Source organism: Mycobacterium dioxanotrophicus, from assembly GCF_002157835.1.
Classification (GTDB): Bacteria; Actinomycetota; Actinomycetes; order Mycobacteriales; family Mycobacteriaceae; genus Mycobacterium; species Mycobacterium dioxanotrophicus.
In genome coordinates this window covers 5,575,621-5,593,273 of sequence record NZ_CP020809.1, presented here as the reverse complement: position 1 = coordinate 5,593,273, position 17,653 = coordinate 5,575,621, and the positions used below count along the sequence as shown (strand labels likewise).

At 67.7% G+C, this 17,653-nt stretch carries 17 protein-coding genes and 1 riboswitch; of the genes, 10 read left to right on the top strand and 7 right to left on the bottom strand.

All coding sequences use genetic code 11. The features are described 5' to 3' along the window. Nucleotides 1-36: 36 nt before the first annotated feature. Nucleotides 37-1,800, top strand: coding sequence for an outer membrane protein assembly factor BamB family protein (locus BTO20_RS27245; RefSeq protein WP_087082769.1), 1,764 nt, complete (start codon nt 37-39; stop codon nt 1,798-1,800). On the opposite strand, the gene BTO20_RS27240 is transcribed toward BTO20_RS27245, so the two are convergent. Beyond that, complete coding sequence (locus BTO20_RS27240) at nt 1,785-2,699, bottom strand: diphosphate--fructose-6-phosphate 1-phosphotransferase (protein ID WP_087079089.1); 915 nt, start codon at nt 2,697-2,699, stop codon at nt 1,785-1,787. The two genes, BTO20_RS27245 and BTO20_RS27240, sit on opposite strands and share 16 nt — an antisense overlap. A 5-nt stretch (nt 2,700-2,704) precedes the next feature. Further along, complete coding sequence (locus BTO20_RS27235; RefSeq protein WP_087079088.1) at nt 2,705-3,916, bottom strand: NADH:flavin oxidoreductase; 1,212 nt, start codon at nt 3,914-3,916, stop codon at nt 2,705-2,707. Between the two features lie 38 nt (nt 3,917-3,954). On the opposite strand from BTO20_RS27235, the gene BTO20_RS27230 reads away from it, so the two are divergent. The 5 genes from BTO20_RS27230 to BTO20_RS27210 all read left to right on the top strand — a co-directional run bounded on the left by BTO20_RS27230 (nt 3,955) and on the right by BTO20_RS27210 (nt 8,853). Beyond that, the gene (locus BTO20_RS27230) at nt 3,955-4,806 is read left to right on the top strand and encodes a bifunctional methylenetetrahydrofolate dehydrogenase/methenyltetrahydrofolate cyclohydrolase (RefSeq protein ID WP_087079087.1); all 852 of its coding nucleotides are present in this window, start codon (nt 3,955-3,957) and stop codon (nt 4,804-4,806) included. Further along, complete coding sequence (locus BTO20_RS27225) at nt 4,803-5,096, top strand: DUF3017 domain-containing protein (RefSeq protein ID WP_087079086.1); 294 nt, start codon at nt 4,803-4,805, stop codon at nt 5,094-5,096. Before BTO20_RS27230 ends, BTO20_RS27225 begins: the two co-directional genes overlap by 4 nt. A 116-nt stretch (nt 5,097-5,212) precedes the next feature. Beyond that, a complete protein-coding gene (locus BTO20_RS27220) occupies nt 5,213-5,830 on the top strand; it encodes a TetR/AcrR family transcriptional regulator (protein ID WP_087079085.1) in 618 nt (205 codons plus the stop codon). Continuing rightward, complete coding sequence (locus BTO20_RS27215) at nt 5,827-7,362, top strand: FAD-dependent monooxygenase (protein ID WP_087079084.1); 1,536 nt, start codon at nt 5,827-5,829, stop codon at nt 7,360-7,362. Before BTO20_RS27220 ends, BTO20_RS27215 begins: the two co-directional genes overlap by 4 nt. A gap of 66 nt (nt 7,363-7,428) precedes the next feature. Next, entirely contained in the window at nt 7,429-8,853 is a 1,425-nt protein-coding gene (locus BTO20_RS27210; RefSeq protein WP_087079083.1) for a CYTH and CHAD domain-containing protein, read from the top strand. A gap of 12 nt (nt 8,854-8,865) precedes the next feature. Here the strand turns inward: BTO20_RS27210 and BTO20_RS27205 are convergent, their stop codons facing one another. From BTO20_RS27205 to BTO20_RS27195, 3 genes are read right to left on the bottom strand one after another with little or no spacing between them, the layout of a single operon-like run. After that, nucleotides 8,866-9,597: a class I SAM-dependent methyltransferase gene (locus tag BTO20_RS27205; RefSeq protein ID WP_087079082.1), complete on the bottom strand. Its 732-nt coding sequence runs from the start codon at nt 9,595-9,597 to the stop codon at nt 8,866-8,868. Next, nucleotides 9,594-10,712: a homoserine O-acetyltransferase MetX gene (metX, locus tag BTO20_RS27200; RefSeq protein WP_408632209.1), complete on the bottom strand. Its 1,119-nt coding sequence runs from the start codon at nt 10,710-10,712 to the stop codon at nt 9,594-9,596. The genes BTO20_RS27205 and metX overlap by 4 nt, the downstream gene beginning before the upstream one ends. 43 nt (nt 10,713-10,755) lie before the next feature. Further along, nucleotides 10,756-12,078, bottom strand: coding sequence for a bifunctional o-acetylhomoserine/o-acetylserine sulfhydrylase (locus BTO20_RS27195; RefSeq protein WP_087079080.1), 1,323 nt, complete (start codon nt 12,076-12,078; stop codon nt 10,756-10,758). Nucleotides 12,079-12,228: 150 nt separating this feature from the next. After that, a riboswitch (SAM riboswitch) is annotated at nt 12,229-12,348 on the bottom strand. Nucleotides 12,349-12,557: 209 nt separating this feature from the next. On the opposite strand from BTO20_RS27195, the gene BTO20_RS27190 reads away from it, so the two are divergent. Continuing rightward, on the top strand, nt 12,558-13,778 hold the full coding sequence (locus tag BTO20_RS27190) for an NADP-dependent isocitrate dehydrogenase (protein WP_087079079.1): 1,221 nt from the start codon (nt 12,558-12,560) through the stop codon (nt 13,776-13,778). 13 nt (nt 13,779-13,791) lie between these two features. Here BTO20_RS27190 and BTO20_RS27185 read toward each other — a convergent pair whose 3' ends face one another. Then, on the bottom strand, nt 13,792-14,625 hold the full coding sequence (locus tag BTO20_RS27185) for an alpha/beta fold hydrolase (protein WP_087082767.1): 834 nt from the start codon (nt 14,623-14,625) through the stop codon (nt 13,792-13,794). A gap of 88 nt (nt 14,626-14,713) precedes the next feature. Here BTO20_RS27185 and BTO20_RS27180 point away from each other — a divergent pair, with 88 nt between their 5' ends. Beyond that, a complete protein-coding gene (locus BTO20_RS27180; protein ID WP_087082764.1) occupies nt 14,714-15,511 on the top strand; it encodes an exodeoxyribonuclease III in 798 nt (265 codons plus the stop codon). On the opposite strand, the gene BTO20_RS27175 is transcribed toward BTO20_RS27180, so the two are convergent. After that, a complete protein-coding gene (locus BTO20_RS27175; protein WP_087079078.1) occupies nt 15,502-16,119 on the bottom strand; it encodes a TIGR03086 family metal-binding protein in 618 nt (205 codons plus the stop codon). The two genes, BTO20_RS27180 and BTO20_RS27175, sit on opposite strands and share 10 nt — an antisense overlap. Before the next feature lie 78 nt (nt 16,120-16,197). On the opposite strand from BTO20_RS27175, the gene BTO20_RS27170 reads away from it, so the two are divergent. Further along, nucleotides 16,198-16,584, top strand: coding sequence for a MarR family winged helix-turn-helix transcriptional regulator (locus BTO20_RS27170; RefSeq protein ID WP_087082762.1), 387 nt, complete (start codon nt 16,198-16,200; stop codon nt 16,582-16,584). A 34-nt stretch (nt 16,585-16,618) separates the two neighbouring features. Then, on the top strand, nt 16,619-17,635 hold the full coding sequence (gene trpS / locus BTO20_RS27165) for a tryptophan--tRNA ligase (protein ID WP_083166630.1): 1,017 nt from the start codon (nt 16,619-16,621) through the stop codon (nt 17,633-17,635). The last annotated feature ends 18 nt before the right edge of the window (nt 17,636-17,653 follow it).

Here is a 17,653-nt window from a genome sequence, read left to right as displayed (position 1 = left end):
CACGATCGTGTGGCGGCATGTGTGACGATGGCCCGCATGGCCCGGGATCAGGCGACTGGACGAATTCGTGCTGTGCTGCGGCCGGCGGTGACGGTATGCGCCGGTGTGGCGTTGGGATTGCTGGCATGTGCTGTCGCGCTCGGGTGGTGGAGCCGGTTGGGCCCGCAGCGCCCGCTCGGCCTCGACGCCTGGTTCATCGATGGTTTACACCGCTGGGGTGCGGATCTGCCGAGCCGCATACCGCTGGCGATCACCGTCATCACGCTGCTTCTGATCGCCTCGATGGTCACCGTTTGGCAGCGTGGGCGGGACGGGCGCGATTTGCCAGGCATCCCTGTGGTCCTGGTGACGTTGGCCGTCCTGGCGTTCTTCGCGTACTTCAGCCAGGGCATCCCGGCGTTCTACCGCACCCTTAGTCAGGCATATCCGGTGTCGCCTGCACTGCCCGCAGGCGTGGCGGCGTGGCTGCTGTGCCTGGCCGGCGCGATCGCCACGCTGCTCGCCACCACCGCCTTTGCCCGGCTGGGCCGAGACAGTGTGCGCCTCGTCGGGGTCGGGGTGGTCATCGCGGTGGCCGTCGGCGCGGTGGTGACCGTGGGCGCGCTACACGCAGGCGACGACGATCGCTTTGTCGACGGCTCCACGGCGGCGGCGACCGACGTGCCCGCACTGCCGTCGGAGCTCGGCACGCGCAGCTTCGGCGTCACGGTTGCAGGCACGTTCGATGCCGAGGCCCCGGGCGCGCTCGGCGGTAAACCGGGGCACTACCAGATCGCCGCTGCGGGAGCCGGTTTCGTCGTGTTCGCCAACCGGCGGGTGACGGCATACGGCGCCGACGGCACCGAGCGGTGGCACTACGCGCGCACCGGCCAGAGCGACGTCGCGGCCGACGGCATGTCGGTCTTCGACAACGGAGCCACGGTCGTGGTCTCCCTGGGTCGGGCGTTGGTGGGCCTCGACGCCGTCACCGGGGCGCGGCTGTGGACCACGACTGACGCCCGGATGCTCGAAGCCGTCGGGCATGCCGCCGACCGCGACGTGCCGTACCTGGTCTCCCGGGACGCGGTGTCGTGGACCCGCTTCGACACCCGCACCGGCAAGCCGGCATGGACGGTGTCGGACCCGTACCCCGCGGAGTGCGTCGACGGCGAGATCGATGCCGACACCCGCTCCTGGGTGGTGTCGGTCGCTCGATGCACGTCGGCCTCCGGCGTCGACATCCGGCTTGTCGCACTCGATCCCGCCAGCGGCGTGCCGCAGTGGGACACGGTCGTGCTGCACGGGGCACCTCCGCAGGACCCACAGGCCAGACCGCTCGACGTCATCGCCGCCGCGGCCAACGCGGTCGGGGTGTTCCTGCAATTCGCCGGCTCCGGGGCCCCTGCGGCGCCGTCCTACGCGAATGTCGTCCAGAAGCAGGTCATCGCGCTTCCCGAGCGCGGGTACCCGCAGCCATCGCCCGGACCAGGTGACGACTTCGTCGTCTCCGACCGGCAGATGACCCTGTTCGGTGCAGACGGCACACCACGCTGCACGGTCAACGGCACTGTGAGCGGGTTGACCAACCGGGTGCCCGGTCGCGGCGCCGGGCTGTCGTATGTGGTCTTCCCGCACAGCTTCGTCGTCGCCGACCGCGGCATCCAACCGGCGCTGCGCACCTACGACACCGGGACGTGCGCGGAGTCGGGTTGGGCGGTGCCGGCAGCCGCGGTCGAGGGCATGGTCCCGGTTCCCGGCGCCGTGCTCGTGTTGCGGCGCGACGGGCAGAACCTGCTGATCGACGGTTATCGGGCAGGCTGAGGCGTATTGGCCAGCGCGGGCACCGCCTCGGGCGGGTACTTGTCGCGCGGCTCCCACACGTCCCACGTCTGCACGGCCCAGAACAGCGCGAACTCGCCGATCAGGAGGAGTTCGACCAGCAGCAGACCGAACTGGACATGCTTGACGAGCAGCACCACGGCGAGGACCACCGTGGCCAGCATCAGCACCGCGATGACGGCGTAGAACCGAGCGCGTTGCTGGCGTCCGGCGGCCCGGGCGTAGCAGGCGTGGTAGACCGCGACCATCGTGATGGCCAGGAACATGCCAACCGCGGCGAACGCGTGCGCCCGCGCCATGAACCAGTCCGAGAACAGCGCCAGGGCGCCGATGACGGTGATGACGAACAAGGCCTTGGGCAACCAGGATTCCGTCTTCAACAGGGCCTTCGCCAGCCACTTCCACAACGCCGCGGCGGTGGCGCACTCGTCGTCTTCGGCGGTGGGCTCAGGCTGCGGTGGCCGCCACCGGCTCAACGCCAGATACAACGCGATGCCGGCGGCCGCAGCCACGAACAGCGCGGTGATGTTGTTGGCGACGCCGCCGAGCGGATCGGCCACGGACGGCAACCACGGCTTACACACCCCGTCGGTGCCGGTCGGGATCAGCGCCACGACGAACGCCATGAACCCGGAGAAGTTCAACAGCGAATCCTCGGCGTTGCGGCTGCCCTGGTAGGCGATCAGGCACACGCCGATGGCGCACAGCGCAGCCACGAACACCGCGTGGGTGCGGGTGAAGAAGAACGCACTGATCGAACCCTGCAGACATGTCCGAGTGGCCGTCAGTACCAGCGACGCCAACAGGAATACCACGAGCGCGACCAGACCGACCCGCACGTAGCGGTAGGTCACCATGGCGTCGTCAGCGGTCTCCCGCATACCTCTCAGATTGACAGAGAATCGGGCGCTCCGGTGACCACACAGTGGGTGTGGCGGTAAATCGTCGGCATGCACTGGTTGCAGTGCGTGCACCGCGAGGTGACCGACCCCGCGCTGTCCTCGTTCTTGATGCGGTTGATCAGGTCGGGTTCGGCAAGCAGCGCGCGGCCCATGGCGACGAAGTCGAATCCCTCGGCCATCGCGAGATCCATGGTGTTGCGGTTGGTGATGCCGCCCAGCAGGATCAGCGGCAGCTTCAGTTCGGCGCGGAACAGCTTGGCTTCGCGCAGGAGGTAGGCCTCGCGGTAGGGGTACTCACGGAAGAACTTGTGGCCGCTCATCCGGATACCCCAGCTGATCGGCGGTTTGAAATTGGCCGCGAACTCCTTGACCGGCGCGCCACCGCGGAACAGGTACATGGGGTTGACCAGTGAGCTGCCCGCGGTCAGCTCGATGGCGTCCAGCCCACCGTCTTCCTCGAGCCATGTGGCGGTCTGCAGCGATTCTTCGCATGTGATGCCGCCGCGCACCCCGTCGCTCATGTTGAGCTTCGCCGTGACCGCGATCCGGCGGTCGCCGTGTTTGTCGACGGCGTCACGCACCGCACGCACCACGCCGCGCGCCACCTTGGCGCGGTTCTCCAGCGATCCGCCGAACTCGTCGGCGCGGCGGTTGATCAGCGGGCTGAGGAACGAGCTGGCCAGATAGTTGTGTCCGAGGTGCACCTCTACCGCGTCGAATCCGGCGTCGATGGCCAACCGTGCGGCGTTGGCGTGGGCCGTCATCACGTCGCGGATGTCGTCGACGGTGGCCTTGCGGGCGAACCGCATGGACAGCGGGTTGAAGAACCGCACCGGGGCCAGCGCCGGAGCCTTGTTGGTGCGCGCGTTGGCAACCGGGCCCGCGTGACCGATCTGCGCGCTGATGGCCGCGCCCTCGCCGTGGATCGTCTCGGTGAGCCGCCGCAGTCCGGGCAGGGCCTCCGGGCGCATCCAGATCTGCCAACCGTCGGTGCGGCCGCCGGGGGAGACGGCGCAGTAGGCCACGGTCGTCATGCCCACCCCGCCGGCCGCGGGCAGCTGGTGGTACTTGATGAGGTCGTCGGTGACCAGGGCATGCGGTGTCGACGCTTCGAATGTGGCGGCCTTGATGACGCGGTTGCGCAACGTCACCGGGCCCAGCTTGGCCTCACTGAACACATCCGCAGAACTGTGCATAGCGGGGAGCCTGCCATGCGGCCTGTCAGAATGACAGTGTGGGTGCGATAACGCTGGATGGTAAGGCCACGCGCGACGAGATCTTCACCGATCTCAAGGAACGCGTAGCGAAGTTGACCGCTGCGGGCCGCACGCCCGGCCTGGGCACCGTGTTGGTCGGTGACGATCCCGGATCGCAGGCCTATGTGCGCGGCAAGCATGCCGACTGCGCGAAGGTCGGCATCAACTCGATCCGCCGCGACCTGCCCGCCGACATCTCGCAGGCCGAGCTCGACGCCACCATCGACGAACTCAACGCCAATCCGGACTGTACGGGCTACATCGTGCAGCTGCCGCTGGCCAAGCACCTCGACGAGAACGCCGCACTCGAGCGCATCGATCCGATGAAGGACGCCGACGGGCTGCACCCGACCAACCTCGGCCGGTTGGTGCTGGGCAAAGAGGCTCCGCTGCCCTGCACTCCGCGCGGCATCGTGCACCTGCTGCGCCGGTTCGACGTGCCGATCGCGGGCGCCCATGTGGTGGTGATGGGCCGCGGTGTGACGGTTGGCCGGCCGATGGGTCTGCTGCTCACGCGGCGTTCGGAGAACGCCACGGTGACGTTGTGCCACACCGGAACTCGTGATCTGCCCAGCCTGACCCGGCAGGCCGACATCATCATCGCCGCGGTCGGTGTGCCACACCTGCTGACCGCGGACATGGTCAAGCCGGGCGCGGCCGTCGTCGACGTCGGCGTGAGCCGGGTGAACGACAAGCTGACCGGTGACGTGGCTCCCGACGTCTGGGAGGTCGCCGGGCATGTATCGCCGAATCCCGGCGGTGTCGGGCCGCTGACCCGCGCGTTCCTGCTCACCAACGTCGTCGAGCTCGAAGAGTCGAAACTGGCGTGACTGCCCGGGAATTCGTCCGCAAGGTGTTCGCCGGGCAGTGGCCGATCCTCGTGGTCGGGCTGATCTTCATCGCGGCGTTCGCTTTGGTGGTGGCGGGTTACTGGCGTCGTGGCGCGCTGGTCATCGGTATCGGTGTCGGGGTGGCCGCGGCGTTGCGGCTGACCTTGACCGACGACCGGGCCGGTCTGCTGGTGGTACGAAGCAGGGCGATCGATTTCGTCACCACCGCGACCGTCAGTGCGGCGGTGCTCTACATCGCGTGGACCATCGACCCCCTGGGCACCAGCTAGCGGCACACATCGCTCCGTGAGTCTCGGCGAGCGTTCAACTCGTTTTCACCGGACCGACATAACTTGCCCGACGGGAAATATTGCCCAACGGGCAATATCTGATTATCGTGGTTGGCGTGGGGCTGAGGGAGCGCAAGAAACTCGACACCCGGCGGGCGCTCAGCGACGCCGCGCTGAGTCTGATGTTCGAGCGGGGACTGGAGAACGTCACCCGCGAAGACATCGCCAACTTGGCGGGTGTCTCGTTGCGCACCTTCACCAATTACTTCGGTGGCAAGTACGACGCACTGGCGTACCGCCAGGTCGAACGCATGCGACGCAGTATCGAGACGCTGCGTAACCGTCCGCCCGGCGAGCCGTTGTGGACGTCGGTCATGGAGGCCGTGGTGGAACCGCTCGACGAGGACTTCGCGGACATGTACGGCGCGGAGAACGTCCTGCCGACTCGGCAGCAGCTTGCCGAGGTCCGAAAACTGTTGATGGTTCCGGAGATCCGCGACGCGACATTCCGAGCGATGTTCGATGAGTGGGTGGCGGTCATCGCCGAACGTACCGGCACGGATCCCGAGCGCGATATGTATCCACAGCTGGTGGTGGCCGTCGTCCGCGCCGTGGGCGACGTCGCGATGGACCAGTACGCAAATGCCGACCCGCCGGTGTCGTTCACCGCACTGCTGCGGCAGGGGTTCGCTGCCGTCACCGCTGGGCTGCCTGAACCCGAGAGGAAGAAATGAACGAGAAGACGGAGGTCGTCATATCGGGTGCCGGGCCCAACGGCCTGCTGCTGGCCGGCGAGCTCGCGTTGGCCGGCATTCGCCCGGTCGTGCTCGAGCAACTGCCGGCGCCGAGTACCGAATTGAAGGCCAACGGGATTGTCGGACAGGCTGTTCGGGCGCTCGACCTGCGGGGTCTCTACTCGATGCTCAGCGGCTCGGCCGATCCGCCGCAACCCATGCCTGGCTACATTTTCGCGGGTATGCGGCTGCCGTTCCTCGGAGTGACCGACAATCCGATGTACGGCATGATGATTCAGCAGCCGCGCGTGGTGCGCACACTGGTCGACTGGGTGGAATCCCTCGGCGTGCAGATCCGCTGGGGGCACGAGCTCACCGGAATCGATTCGCGCACAGACGGTGTCACGGTGTCGGTGACCTCGTCCGAGAACTCCTACCGGCTGGACACCCGGTACCTGGTCGGTGCCGACGGCGGGCGCAGCTTCGTCAGGAAGAGCGTCGGTATCGAGTTCCCCGGGTTCACCACGGACGTGGTCGGCCGGATCGCGCACGTCAGCGTGCCGGACGAGCTGCGCACCGGCGACGGTGGACTGAACCTGCCGGGGCACGGGCGTATCCCCTTCGGGCACAACAGGTTCGACGGCGGTGTGCTGATCTACGCCGAGTTCGAGCCGGGCCGGCCGATGGTCGGGACGATCGAGTACGGTGACCTGCTGCCCGACGACGCTCCGCCACTGACGGTGGCGGAACTGCGGGAGAGCGCCGCCCGGGTGATCGGAGTGGACCTGCCCATGGGTCCGCCGCTCGGTGCGGGGCCACATGCGTTGCGGCGCATCAACGGCCAGAACACCCGGCAGGCGGACCGCTACCGGGCCGGCAACGTGTTCCTGGTCGGTGATGCCGCGCATGTGCACTCGGCGATGGGTGGTCCCGGGCTGAACCTCGGCATGCAGGATGCGATGAACCTCGGCTGGAAGCTGGCCGCCGAACTGAACGGCTGGGCTCCGCCGGGGCTACTGGACAGCTACCACACCGAACGGCACCCGATCGGCCAACGCGTGATGACGCAGTCGATGGCCCAGGCCGCGCTGATGGCGGCCGGTCCCGAAGTGGCAGCGCTGCGAACACTTTTCGCTGAACTGCTGGCGACGCCGGACGGCGCGACGCACATCGCGAACGTGATCGCCGGGTCTGACCTGCCCTACGACATGGGATACGGGGGACACCGGCTCTGCGGATCGATGGTGCCCGAACTGGTTCTCGACGACGGGCGTCGGATCGCCGAGCTGATGCGTGCCGCCCGACCGGTCCTGGTCGATTCCTCCGGCGCGTATGCCGAGGCCGCGCAGGGATGGGCCGACCGGGTCGACATCACCCGGGCGCGCGTGGTGGACGGGCCGGCGGCCCTGTTGATCCGGCCCGACGGCTATGTCGCCTGGGCTGCAGACGGATCCGACGACGGTGGGTTGACCGACGCGCTGCAGCGGTGGTTCGGCGCCGTGGATGCGGACAACGCCGAGCTCAGCGCCTGACGGCGCGGCGCGAGACCTTCACGGAACCTGGTTTGACGGTGTGACCAGGCGGAAATCCTCCCTGGTATGCACGAGGTTCTCGAGCGTGAAGGCAAGTGGGACGTCGATGATCAGTTTCAGTTGCCGAAGCTCCGCGACATCTTCGCGGATGCTGAGGTCGAGCATGACACCGTCGACCTGACCAGCGAATACTACGACACCGCGGAGCGTGACCTACAGACGCACGGAATCTTGCTCCGCCGTCGCAGCGGTGACGACGACACCGGATGGCAGCTGAAGGTTCCGGCCGCCGAGGGGCGCGTGGAACTGCACTGGCCGCCCACCGACGGGTTGCCTGAAGCAGTCAGGGCGCTACTCACGGGGACCAGCCTGGGCAGGCATCTGGACAGTGTTGCGACGATCCACACCGTCCGCAAGCGCTACCGGATCTGTAACCCCGAAGGCGCCGAACTCTACGCAGAGATCGCCGACGACTCGGTGCGCGCCTGGGCGGACGAGCGGCTGTTGGCATGGCGTGAGGTCGAGGTCGAACTTGGGCCCCGTACCCCGTCGATCCCCAAACAGCTGACCAGCCGGCTGGCGGCTGCGGGTGCCCGACCGTCTTCCTATCCGTCGAAGCTCGCCCGTGTCCTTCCTCCGCTCCCGACGGTTCAGTCCTTGTCGTCTGCGGCGCGCGCGTTGTCGCGGTACGTGAACACCCAGATCGACCAGATCGTTGCCGGTGACATCGGGTTGCGGCGCGGTCAGGATCCCATCCACGACACGCGGGTGGCGATCCGGCGGCTGCGGAGCACGCTGAGGGTTTTCGGCAAGGTGCTGGACCAGGCGGTTGTCGGTGATCTCGAGGACGAGCTGCGATGGTTCGCCGGATTGCTCGGCGATGTTCGCGATTGCCAGGTTCAGCACCGCAGATTCACCAACGCGCTCGACGAGTTCCCCGACGACCTGATCCTCGGCCCAGTGCCCTCGCGCGTGCGAAACGACCTGCAGGCCATCGAGTTTCCGGCGCGCGCCCAAGTCGCAGAGGCCATGGACTCGCCGCGTTACCTGGCGATCATGGCGGCGTTGCGAACGTGGCGTACCGCACCGCCTGTGGATCCGGAGATGACTACCAAGGAGCTGGTCAAGCGGGCGCGCAAAGCCGAGCGGAAGGCCGATCGACGGCTCGCCGCGGCGCTGGGTGACGATGACGCCGACGACGCGATGCTGCATCGCGCACGCAAGGCGGCAAAGCGGGCCCGATACGCCGCCGAGCTGTGCGCAGACGCCGGCGGCTCGAAGCAAACCAAGCGAACGGCGAAGCACTACAAGCGCTTTCAGTCAGTGCTGGGTGACCATCAGGACACGGTGGTCGCGTCTGCCGTGTTGCGCCGCATGGCCCTGTCGGCCGGAACGACCGTCGGCGAAAACGGCTTCACGTTCGGCCTGCTGTTCGGTCGTGAACAGCAACTGGCCGACGAGTGTCGCCGGAAGGCACGCAACTTGTTGTGACGCGGCGACCCGTTAGGACAACGTGGACCGGATGGACACCGTGAGGTACGGCAGCGCCAAACCGGAGCTGTTGGCCAGCGCCGGATGCGTGGCCAGCAGTTCACGAACCTGCCCCAGCGTGCGCGTGCGCACCTGCTCGGGCGAGGTGATGCAGTAGCTACGTGACGCCACGAGATCGATAAGTGCTTGCGGCGTCAGATAACTCGTCCACTCGACCTGCTGGCGTTCGGTGTGGGCGAACGGCGCGGGCAGCGTCACCTCGTGGTTGAACGGATCGTTTTCGTGACCGATGATCTGGCCCAGGTCCTTGACCCAGCCCATCCGTTCGTCGCGGGTGTTCCACACCAGACCCAGCCGCCCGCCCGGGCGCAGCACCCGGCTGATCTCGGCCGCTGCCCGCTCCGGATCGAACCAGTGCCAGGCCTGCGCCACCAGTACGGCGTCGACGCTGTTGTCCGCCAACGGGATCTCCTCGGCGGTGCCCAGCAGTGCCGGGGTGTCGGGCAGCGAAGTCGTCAGCAGCTCAAGCATTTCCGGGATCGGATCGACGGCGATCACGTTCAGACCGCGCTCGACGAGCCGGGTGGTGAGCTTGCCGGTGCCCGCCCCCAGGTCAAGGACGTCGGACGCGCCGGCGGGCAACAGCCAGTCGATCGCTTCCGGTGGGTATGACGGGCGGCCGCGTTCGTAGGCCGCGGCCTCCGAGCCGAATGAGAGGGAACGCTGCGGACCCGACACGCTCACCTCGGTATCAGCTCCAGTGTCCGGCGCACCAGCTTGCCGACCACCTCGGTCTCGACCAGAAATCCGTCGTGCCCGTACTCCGAGTCCACGACATCCAGTTCGCGGCAACCGGGCAGCAGCTCGGCGAGCTCCTCCTGCAGGCGGATGGGGTAGAGCCGGTCGGAGGTGATCCCGCCGACGATCACCGGAACCGGGCAACTGCGCAGCGCGGCCCGCACCCCGCCGCGGCCGCGGCCGACGTCGTGGCTGGACAGTGCGTCGGAGAGCACGACGTAGGTGCCGGGATCGAACCGGGCGGCGAGCTTGCCGCCCTGGTACTCCAGGTAGCTCTGCACCCCGTAGCGGCCACCGCTACCGGGATCCTCGCCGCCTTGGGCGTCGTTGCGGAACCGGGCGTCGAGCTCCTCTTCGCCGCGGTAGGTCAGATGCGCGAACCGTCGGGCGATCTCCATACCGGTCACCGGTTCGCGGCCGGTGCCGTAGTAGTCGCCGCCCTGCCAGTCGGGATCGGTCTTGATGGCCGCGACCTGGCTGCTCTGGGTACCGATCTGGTCGGCGGTCGCGCGCGCCCCGACCGCGAGCACCAGTCCGGCGCCGACCTCGTCGGGATGGCCCACCAGCCACTCCAGTGCGCGGGCCCCGCCCATCGAGCCGCCGACCACCGCCGCGACCTTGGTGATGCCCAGCGCCGCAAGCGCAGCCCGGTCGGCCTCGACCTGGTCGCGGATGGTGATCTGGGGAAACCTTGAGCCCCACGGCTTTCCGTCGGGGGCCAGCGAACCGGGGCCGGTGGAACCGCGGCAGCCGCCGAGCACGTTGGTGGAGATCGCGCACCAGCGGTCGGTGTCGATCGGGGCACCGGGGCCTGCGACACCGTCCCACCAGCCGGGGGTGGGATGGTCGGGGCCGGCCGGGCCGGTGACGTAGGAGTCTCCGGTCAGTGCGTGCAGCACCACCACGACGTTGTCGCGGGTGGGGGACAGCTCGCCCCAGCGCTGCACGGCAATGGTGACGTCGGGCAGGACGGCGCCGTTCTCCAGGCGCAGTGTGCCGATGTTCACCGCGCCGAGTTCGCCTTCGGCGGGCAGCGGGGCGGGGGGACGGTCGGGGGACACGGTGGGGATCTCGGTGATGGTCACTGTGCTGTTCTCACGTTCCTCACACCGTCGCCGTGGCCTGATCGGCGGCGCGGAACGGACGAGCGGCAGCGAAACCCCGATCCAGGTCGGCCAGGATGTCGTCGATGCCCTCCAGACCCACGGCGAGGCGCACCAGTCCGGGGGTGACGCCGCTGGACAACTGCTCCTCGGGGTTGAGCTGCTGGTGGGTGGTCGACGCCGGGTGGATCACCAGCGAGCGGACGTCACCGATGTTGGCCACGTGGCTGTGCAGGGTGAGCGCGTTGACGAAGGCCTTACCGGCCTCGACGCCGCCGGCCAACTCGAACGCCAGCACCGCGCCGGTGCCCTTGGGCGCCAGCTTGCGGCCCAGCTCGTACCACGGCGACGTGGGCAGGCCGGCGTAGTTCACCGAGATCACGTCGGGATGCCCGGCGACGTACTCGGCGACCTTCTGGGCGTTGGACACATGGCGTTCAACGCGCAGCGACAGCGTTTCCAATCCCTGCGCGATGAGGAAGGCGTTGAAGGGCGCGGCGGCGGACCCGAGATCGCGCAGCAGCTGCACCCGGGCCTTGAGCGCGTAGGCGGGCGCGCCGAGGTCGGCGAACACCACACCGTGGTAGCTGGGGTCCGGCTCGGTGAAACCGGGGAACTTCCCGTTGGTCCAGTCGAAGTTGCCGCTGTCGACGATGACGCCTGCGATGGCCGAGCCGTGCCCGCCGAGGTACTTGGTGGCCGAGTGCACGACGATGTCGGCGCCGTGGGCGATCGGCTGGACCAGGTAAGGGGTGGCGATGGTGTTGTCGACGATCAACGGCACGCCGTTGTCATGCGCCACGGCGGCCACGTTCGGGATGTCGAGGATGTCGATCTGCGGGTTGGAGATGGTCTCCGCGAAGAACGCCTTGGTGTTGGGCCGGATGGCGGAACTCCAGGACTCCAAATTATCGGGGTCCTCCACGAAGCTGACCTCGATGCCGAGTTTGGGCAGCGTGTAGTGGAAGAGGTTGTAGGTGCCGCCGTACAGCCGCGGGGACGACACGATGTGATCGCCCGCGCTGGCGAGGTTCAGGATCGCGAACGTCTCGGCGGCCTGCCCGGAGGACAGGAACAGCGCCGCGACACCGCCTTCGAGAGCGGCGATGCGTTGTTCGACCACGTCGGTGGTGGGGTTCATGATCCGGGTGTAGATGTTGCCCGGCTCGGCCAGCCCGAACAGCGCCGCGGCGTGGTCGGTGTCGCGGAAGGTGTACGACGTGGTCTGGTAGATGGGCAGGGCTCGGGCGTTGGTGGCGCTGTCGGGTGTCTGACCCGCGTGGATCTGCTTGGTTTCGAACGACCAGGCGTCGGGGGTAGTCATGGTCGGTGTCTCCTATGAAGTCGGGTGAATCGGCTACCGGGCGTCGGGCCTGCACATGCAGACGGCGGACGGACGCGAACAGTTCACGGACGACAGCACATGGGTGGCCTCCATCAGGTTTCCCTGTCTCTCTGGGGGCCCGTACCTTCGGACCCGCGCTTGCCTTGCAGCCGCTGACGGCTACTCAACCTGGTCATCACCCGGGGCACCCCACCGCGGTTGGAGGGTTGCCGGCCAGCAAGCCGGGGCTTATCGCTGGCGCTCATGACCGCGTCCAAGAATATCTCATGACCGCGCGCGGGAGCCAAGTGGTCGTTCTGGCGGGTCTGCGCCGAGGGTCGCTGCAACGTGTTGCAATCGGTGCTGCGGCGGTGTTGCACGGTACTCCCGGGTAACGGAAGCGGCCACGTCATCGGCGCTGCTCGCCCTTGTAGGGTGGCCGCGAGAGACGTTCGACGAGCAGGAGGGTGCGGGCTCACATGTCCAAGATCAAAGTCGAAGGCACTGTCGCCGAACTCGACGGTGACGAGATGACCCGCATCATCTGGCAGATGATCAAGGATCAGCTGATCCTGCCGTACCTCGACATCGACCTGGACTACTACGACCTGGGCATCGAACACCGCGACGCGACCGACGACCAGGTCACCGTTGACGCGGCCAACGCCATCAAGCGTCACGGCGTGGGTGTCAAGTGCGCGACCATCACCCCCGACGAGGCTCGGGTGCGGGAGTTCAATCTCAAGAAGATGTGGCTCTCGCCCAACGGCACGATCCGGAACATCCTGGGCGGCACCATCTTCCGTGCGCCGATTGTGATCAAGAACGTACCGCGGCTGGTCCCGGGCTGGACCAAGCCGATCATCATCGGCCGCCACGCGTTCGGTGATCAGTACCGCGCCTTCAACACCAAGGTCGACAAGCCCGGCACCTTCACCGTCACATTCACCCCGGACGACGGCAGCGAGCCGATGGTGCACGAGGTCGTCCACATCCCCGAGGACGGCGGCGTCATTATGGGCATGTACAACTTCAAGAAGTCCATCCAGGACTTCGCCCGTGCGTCGTTCTCCTATGGGCTGCAACAGGATTACCCGGTCTACCTGTCGACCAAGAACACCATCCTCAAGGGCTACGACGGGATGTTCAAGGACGAGTTCCAGCGCATCTTCGACGAGGAGTTCAAGGCGGAGTTCGACAAGCGCGGGCTGACCTACGAGCACCGCCTGATCGACGACATGGTGGCCTCCTGCCTGAAGTGGGAGGGCGGCTACGTGTGGGCCTGCAAGAACTACGACGGCGACGTCCAATCCGACACCGTCGCACAAGGTTACGGCTCGCTCGGGCTGATGACCTCGGTGCTGATGACGCCGGACGGCAAGACCGTCGAAGCCGAGGCCGCGCATGGCACCGTCACGCGGCACTACCGGCAGTTCCAGCAGGGCAAGCCCACCTCCACCAACCCGATCGCGTCGATCTTCGCCTGGACCCGCGGTCTGGAACACCGCGCCAAGCTGGACAGCACACCGGAGGTGGCACACTTCGCCGAGACGCTCGAGCGCGTGGTCATCGAGACGGTCGAGGGCGGGGCGATGACCAAGGATCTCGCGTTGCTGATCGGGCCGGACCAGGCCTGGCAGACCAGTGAGGCCTTCCTGGCCACCATCGCCGAGCACCTCAAGGGCGCATTGCAGGCATAGCCGCGCCGCGGCGTCAGCCGGTCGCGCGGGCCGTGTCGGTGTTGCGGTCGATGAACGCGCTGATCACCTCGGTGATCGTGGTGGGCGCCTCGAACATCGGAACGTGGCCGACGCCGTCGAGGCGCTTGATCACCGACCCGGGGGCCAGGCTGTCGGTGAAGTGCCGGGTGAACCGGGGTGCGGGCAGCACCCGGTCCTTCTCGCAGATCACCAGCTGGGTCGGCGTGCGGGAGTGTGCGATCTCCAGCAGGCCCGGCGTGGTGAGTGCTCTGATCATCAGTTTGTAGTAGGCGCTGCAGTGCGCGACGTCGTCGACGAGGTCGCGGCGGTCCTCGTCGTTGAGGCCGTCGGCGGTGGCGCTGACCGCTGGGTAGGTGATCTGCCGTGCAAACGGCAGGCTCAGCACTCGCTGCCGGAGCAGGGCCGTGGCGACCACGATCGGCAGCGCGGCCATGAACTTCGCGATGATCTCGTACTTGACGGGCGTGAACCGGGCCCAGCCGCCCGCGGGCGCGATGCCGGTGAGGGTGCGGGCCCGGCCGCGGCGGTCCAGTTCGAACGCGACCCAGCCGCCCAGCGAGTTTCCGACGACATGGGCTGTGCCCCAGCCGAGTTCGTCGAGGCGGCGCTCGACGTCGTCGGCCAGCGAGGCCACGTCGAGCAGTGCTGGTCCCGGGGTGCCGCCGTTGTGCCCCGACATGGTCGGGGCGAACACCTCGTAGCGCTCGGCGAGCTGCGGGGCGACGTACTTCCACACGCTCTGCGACAGCAGGAACGGGTGCAGCAGCAGGACCGGCTCGGCATCGGGATTGTCGGCGCCAAGGTGGATCGGTGCTCGTTCGGCCATCCGCCCGACATTAAGGTGATACCGCCGGTACCGCAAGAGTGTGTCGGCGCGGGTCGGTAGGGTCTCGGCCGTGGCATCACCCGGCTCGCTGATCGTCAGCACCATCAACGTCAACGGCATCCGCGCCGCGGTCAAGCAGCGCTCCACCGACAACCTCGGTCTGCTGCCGTGGCTCAAGGAGACCGAGGCCGAGGTGGTTTGTCTGCAGGAGACGCGGGCCGACGACGAGCAGCTCGCCGACGCGCTCGCCCCGGCCCTGGCCGACGGCTGGTCACTGGCCTCCGCCGAGCCGCACGTCAAAGGCCGCAACGGGGTTGCGGTGCTGTCGCGGCATCCCATCACCGCCATCCGGCTGCTGGAGTCCGACGAGTTCAACGCGCACGGGCGCTACCTGGAGGCAGACACGGCCGATGCCACGGTGGTCAGCGTGTACTTCCCGACTGGTGAGGCCGAGACCGACCGCCAGCTCGAAAAGGAGCGGTTCATGGCCACGGTCGCCGAGCGGATGGCCGCGCTGCGTCGAAAGCGCAGAGAAACAGTGGTGTGCGGGGACTGGAACATCGCCCACACCGAGAACGACATCAAGAACTGGAAGGGCAACGTCAAGAAGTCCGGGTTCCTGCCTGCCGAACGGCAATGGCTGACCGAGCTGCTGGCCACCGGGTGGGTCGACGTGGTGCGCCAGCTGCACCCCGACGTCGCCGGGCCGTACAGCTGGTGGTCATGGCGGGGCAAGGCGTTCGACAACGACGCGGGATGGCGCATCGACTACCACCTGGCCACCCCCGGGCTGGCAGCCAGGGCGGTCAGCGCCCGCGTCGACCGCGCCGAGCTGTACGCGCTGCGGTGGTCCGACCACTCCCCGGTGACCGTCCACTACGCCTGAGCCCAGTCCGGCCGCCGCCCGAGGTGCGCCAGGATCTTGTCGAAATCCGTTGCGCCCGAGGCGTTGACGACGGGTCCGAACGGCGCGTCCGGGGTGCTGCGGAAGTCGCCGTCGGGAATCATCATCACCAGTGGCAGGACTGCGGCGACGATGTCGGGCGCCGGCTCGTAGGGCACGCCCAGCGTCGCGGCGACGTCCCAGCCGTGCACCACGTAGTCGACGAAGTGAAAGCCGATCGCCATCGCGCCCGGGAAGGTCGCGCCCGGCCCGAAGTCGGGTAGTGCGAACTGGCTCTCGGCGACGCCATCGGCTGCGAACGCGTCGAGCACGTCCTGCGCGGCCTCGGCGTATGCGCCGGCCGGATCGGCCCGCACGGCGTCGGTGACCGTCCCGGGTCGCCAGAGCTCGGTGTCGGCCCCGTTGCCGCGGGCGGCGGCCGCGAAGCCCCGGTGCTGCACCGTCATGTGGTCGAGCAGGGTTCCCAGGTTCCAGCCCGCACACGGGGTGGGCCGGTCCAGGTCTGCCGGCGTGACGGTGTTGACGACGTCGACGGACTGCAACGCGGCGCTGCGGTGGTAGGGGCGGACGTCTTCATTAATAGTACGCATATGCTTACGATATGCGTAAGTGTATGAGTTGACAATGCCTACGATGACGCGGTGGCGAAGCGTCCTGACCTGGCGGCGATGCTGGCCCCGCTGCTGCGTGAGCTGGCCGCCGCGGAGTTGCCCGTGCTGACCGCGCACGGCCTGAGCATGTGGGGCTACGTCGTGCTGCTCGCGCTGGACCGGGCGCCGGTGCGCACGCAGGCCGCGCTGGCCGAGGCCATCGGTGCGGACAAGACGCGCATCATCGCGACCCTCGATGAACTGCAGCAGCAGGGGTACATCGAGCGCACGCCCGATCCCGAGGACCGCCGGGTGCGGTTGCTGGCCATCACCGATGCCGGCCGGGCCGTCAAAGATGCCGCCCAGGCCGAGATCCAGATCGGCGAGGAGCGTTGGCTGGGAGAACTCACCGCAGACGACCGCGAGGTGTTCCTACGCGTGCTGCGTCAGCTGACCGGTGAATAAACCGGATGACAGCAGTGCGAAAATCGACGCCATCATGACTAGCGGAAGCAAACGCGTCGTGTTCTCCGGCGCCCAACCCACCTCCGACTCCCTGCACCTCGGCAACGCGCTGGGCGCGGTCACCCATTGGGCCCAGCTGCAGGACGGCTACGACGCGTTCTTCTGCGTCGTCGACCAGCACGCCATCACGGTCCCGCAGGACCCCGCGACGCTGCGTCGGCGCACGCTGGTCACCGCGGCCCAGTACCTGGCACTTGGCATCGACCCGGCCCGCAGCACGGTGTTCGTGCAGAGCCATGTGGCCGAACACAGCCAGTTGGCGTGGGTGCTCGGCTGCTTCACGGGCTTCGGGCAGGCCTCGCGGATGACGCAGTTCAAGGACAAGTCGCAGAAGCAGGGCACGGACGCCGCGACGGTCGGCCTGTTCACCTACCCGGTGTTGATGGCCGCCGACATCCTGCTCTACGACACCGACCTGGTCCCTGTCGGTGAGGACCAACGCCAGCACCTCGAACTGGCCCGCGATCTCGCGCAACGGCTCAACGGGCAGTTCCCGGGCACCTTCGTGGTCCCCGAGGCGATGATCCCCAAGGCCACCGCCAAGATCTACGACCTGCAGGATCCAACCGCCAAGATGAGCAAGTCGGCGGCCACCGACGCCGGGCTGATCAGCCTGCTCGACGATCCCAAGGCCACGGCCAAGAAGATCCGCTCGGCGGTCACCGACAGTGAGCGGGAGATCCGCTTCGATCCGGAGAACAAGCCGGGCATCTCGAATCTGCTGACCATCCAGTCCGCGATCACCGGAACGGCGGTCGACACGCTGGTGCAGGATTACGCCGGCCGCGGATATGGCGATCTGAAAAAGGACACCGCCGAGGTGGTCGTCGAGTTCGTCGCACCGATCAAGACCAGGGTCGATGAGTTGCTGGCCGACCCTGCCGAACTCAACTCCGTTCTGGCTGCCGGTGCGGAGCGGGCCCGAGAGGTTGCCGGCAAGACCCTCACCCGGGTTTACGACGCGATAGGGTTTCTGCAGCAAACGTCGTAGGCGCCCGGGGGAGGGTGG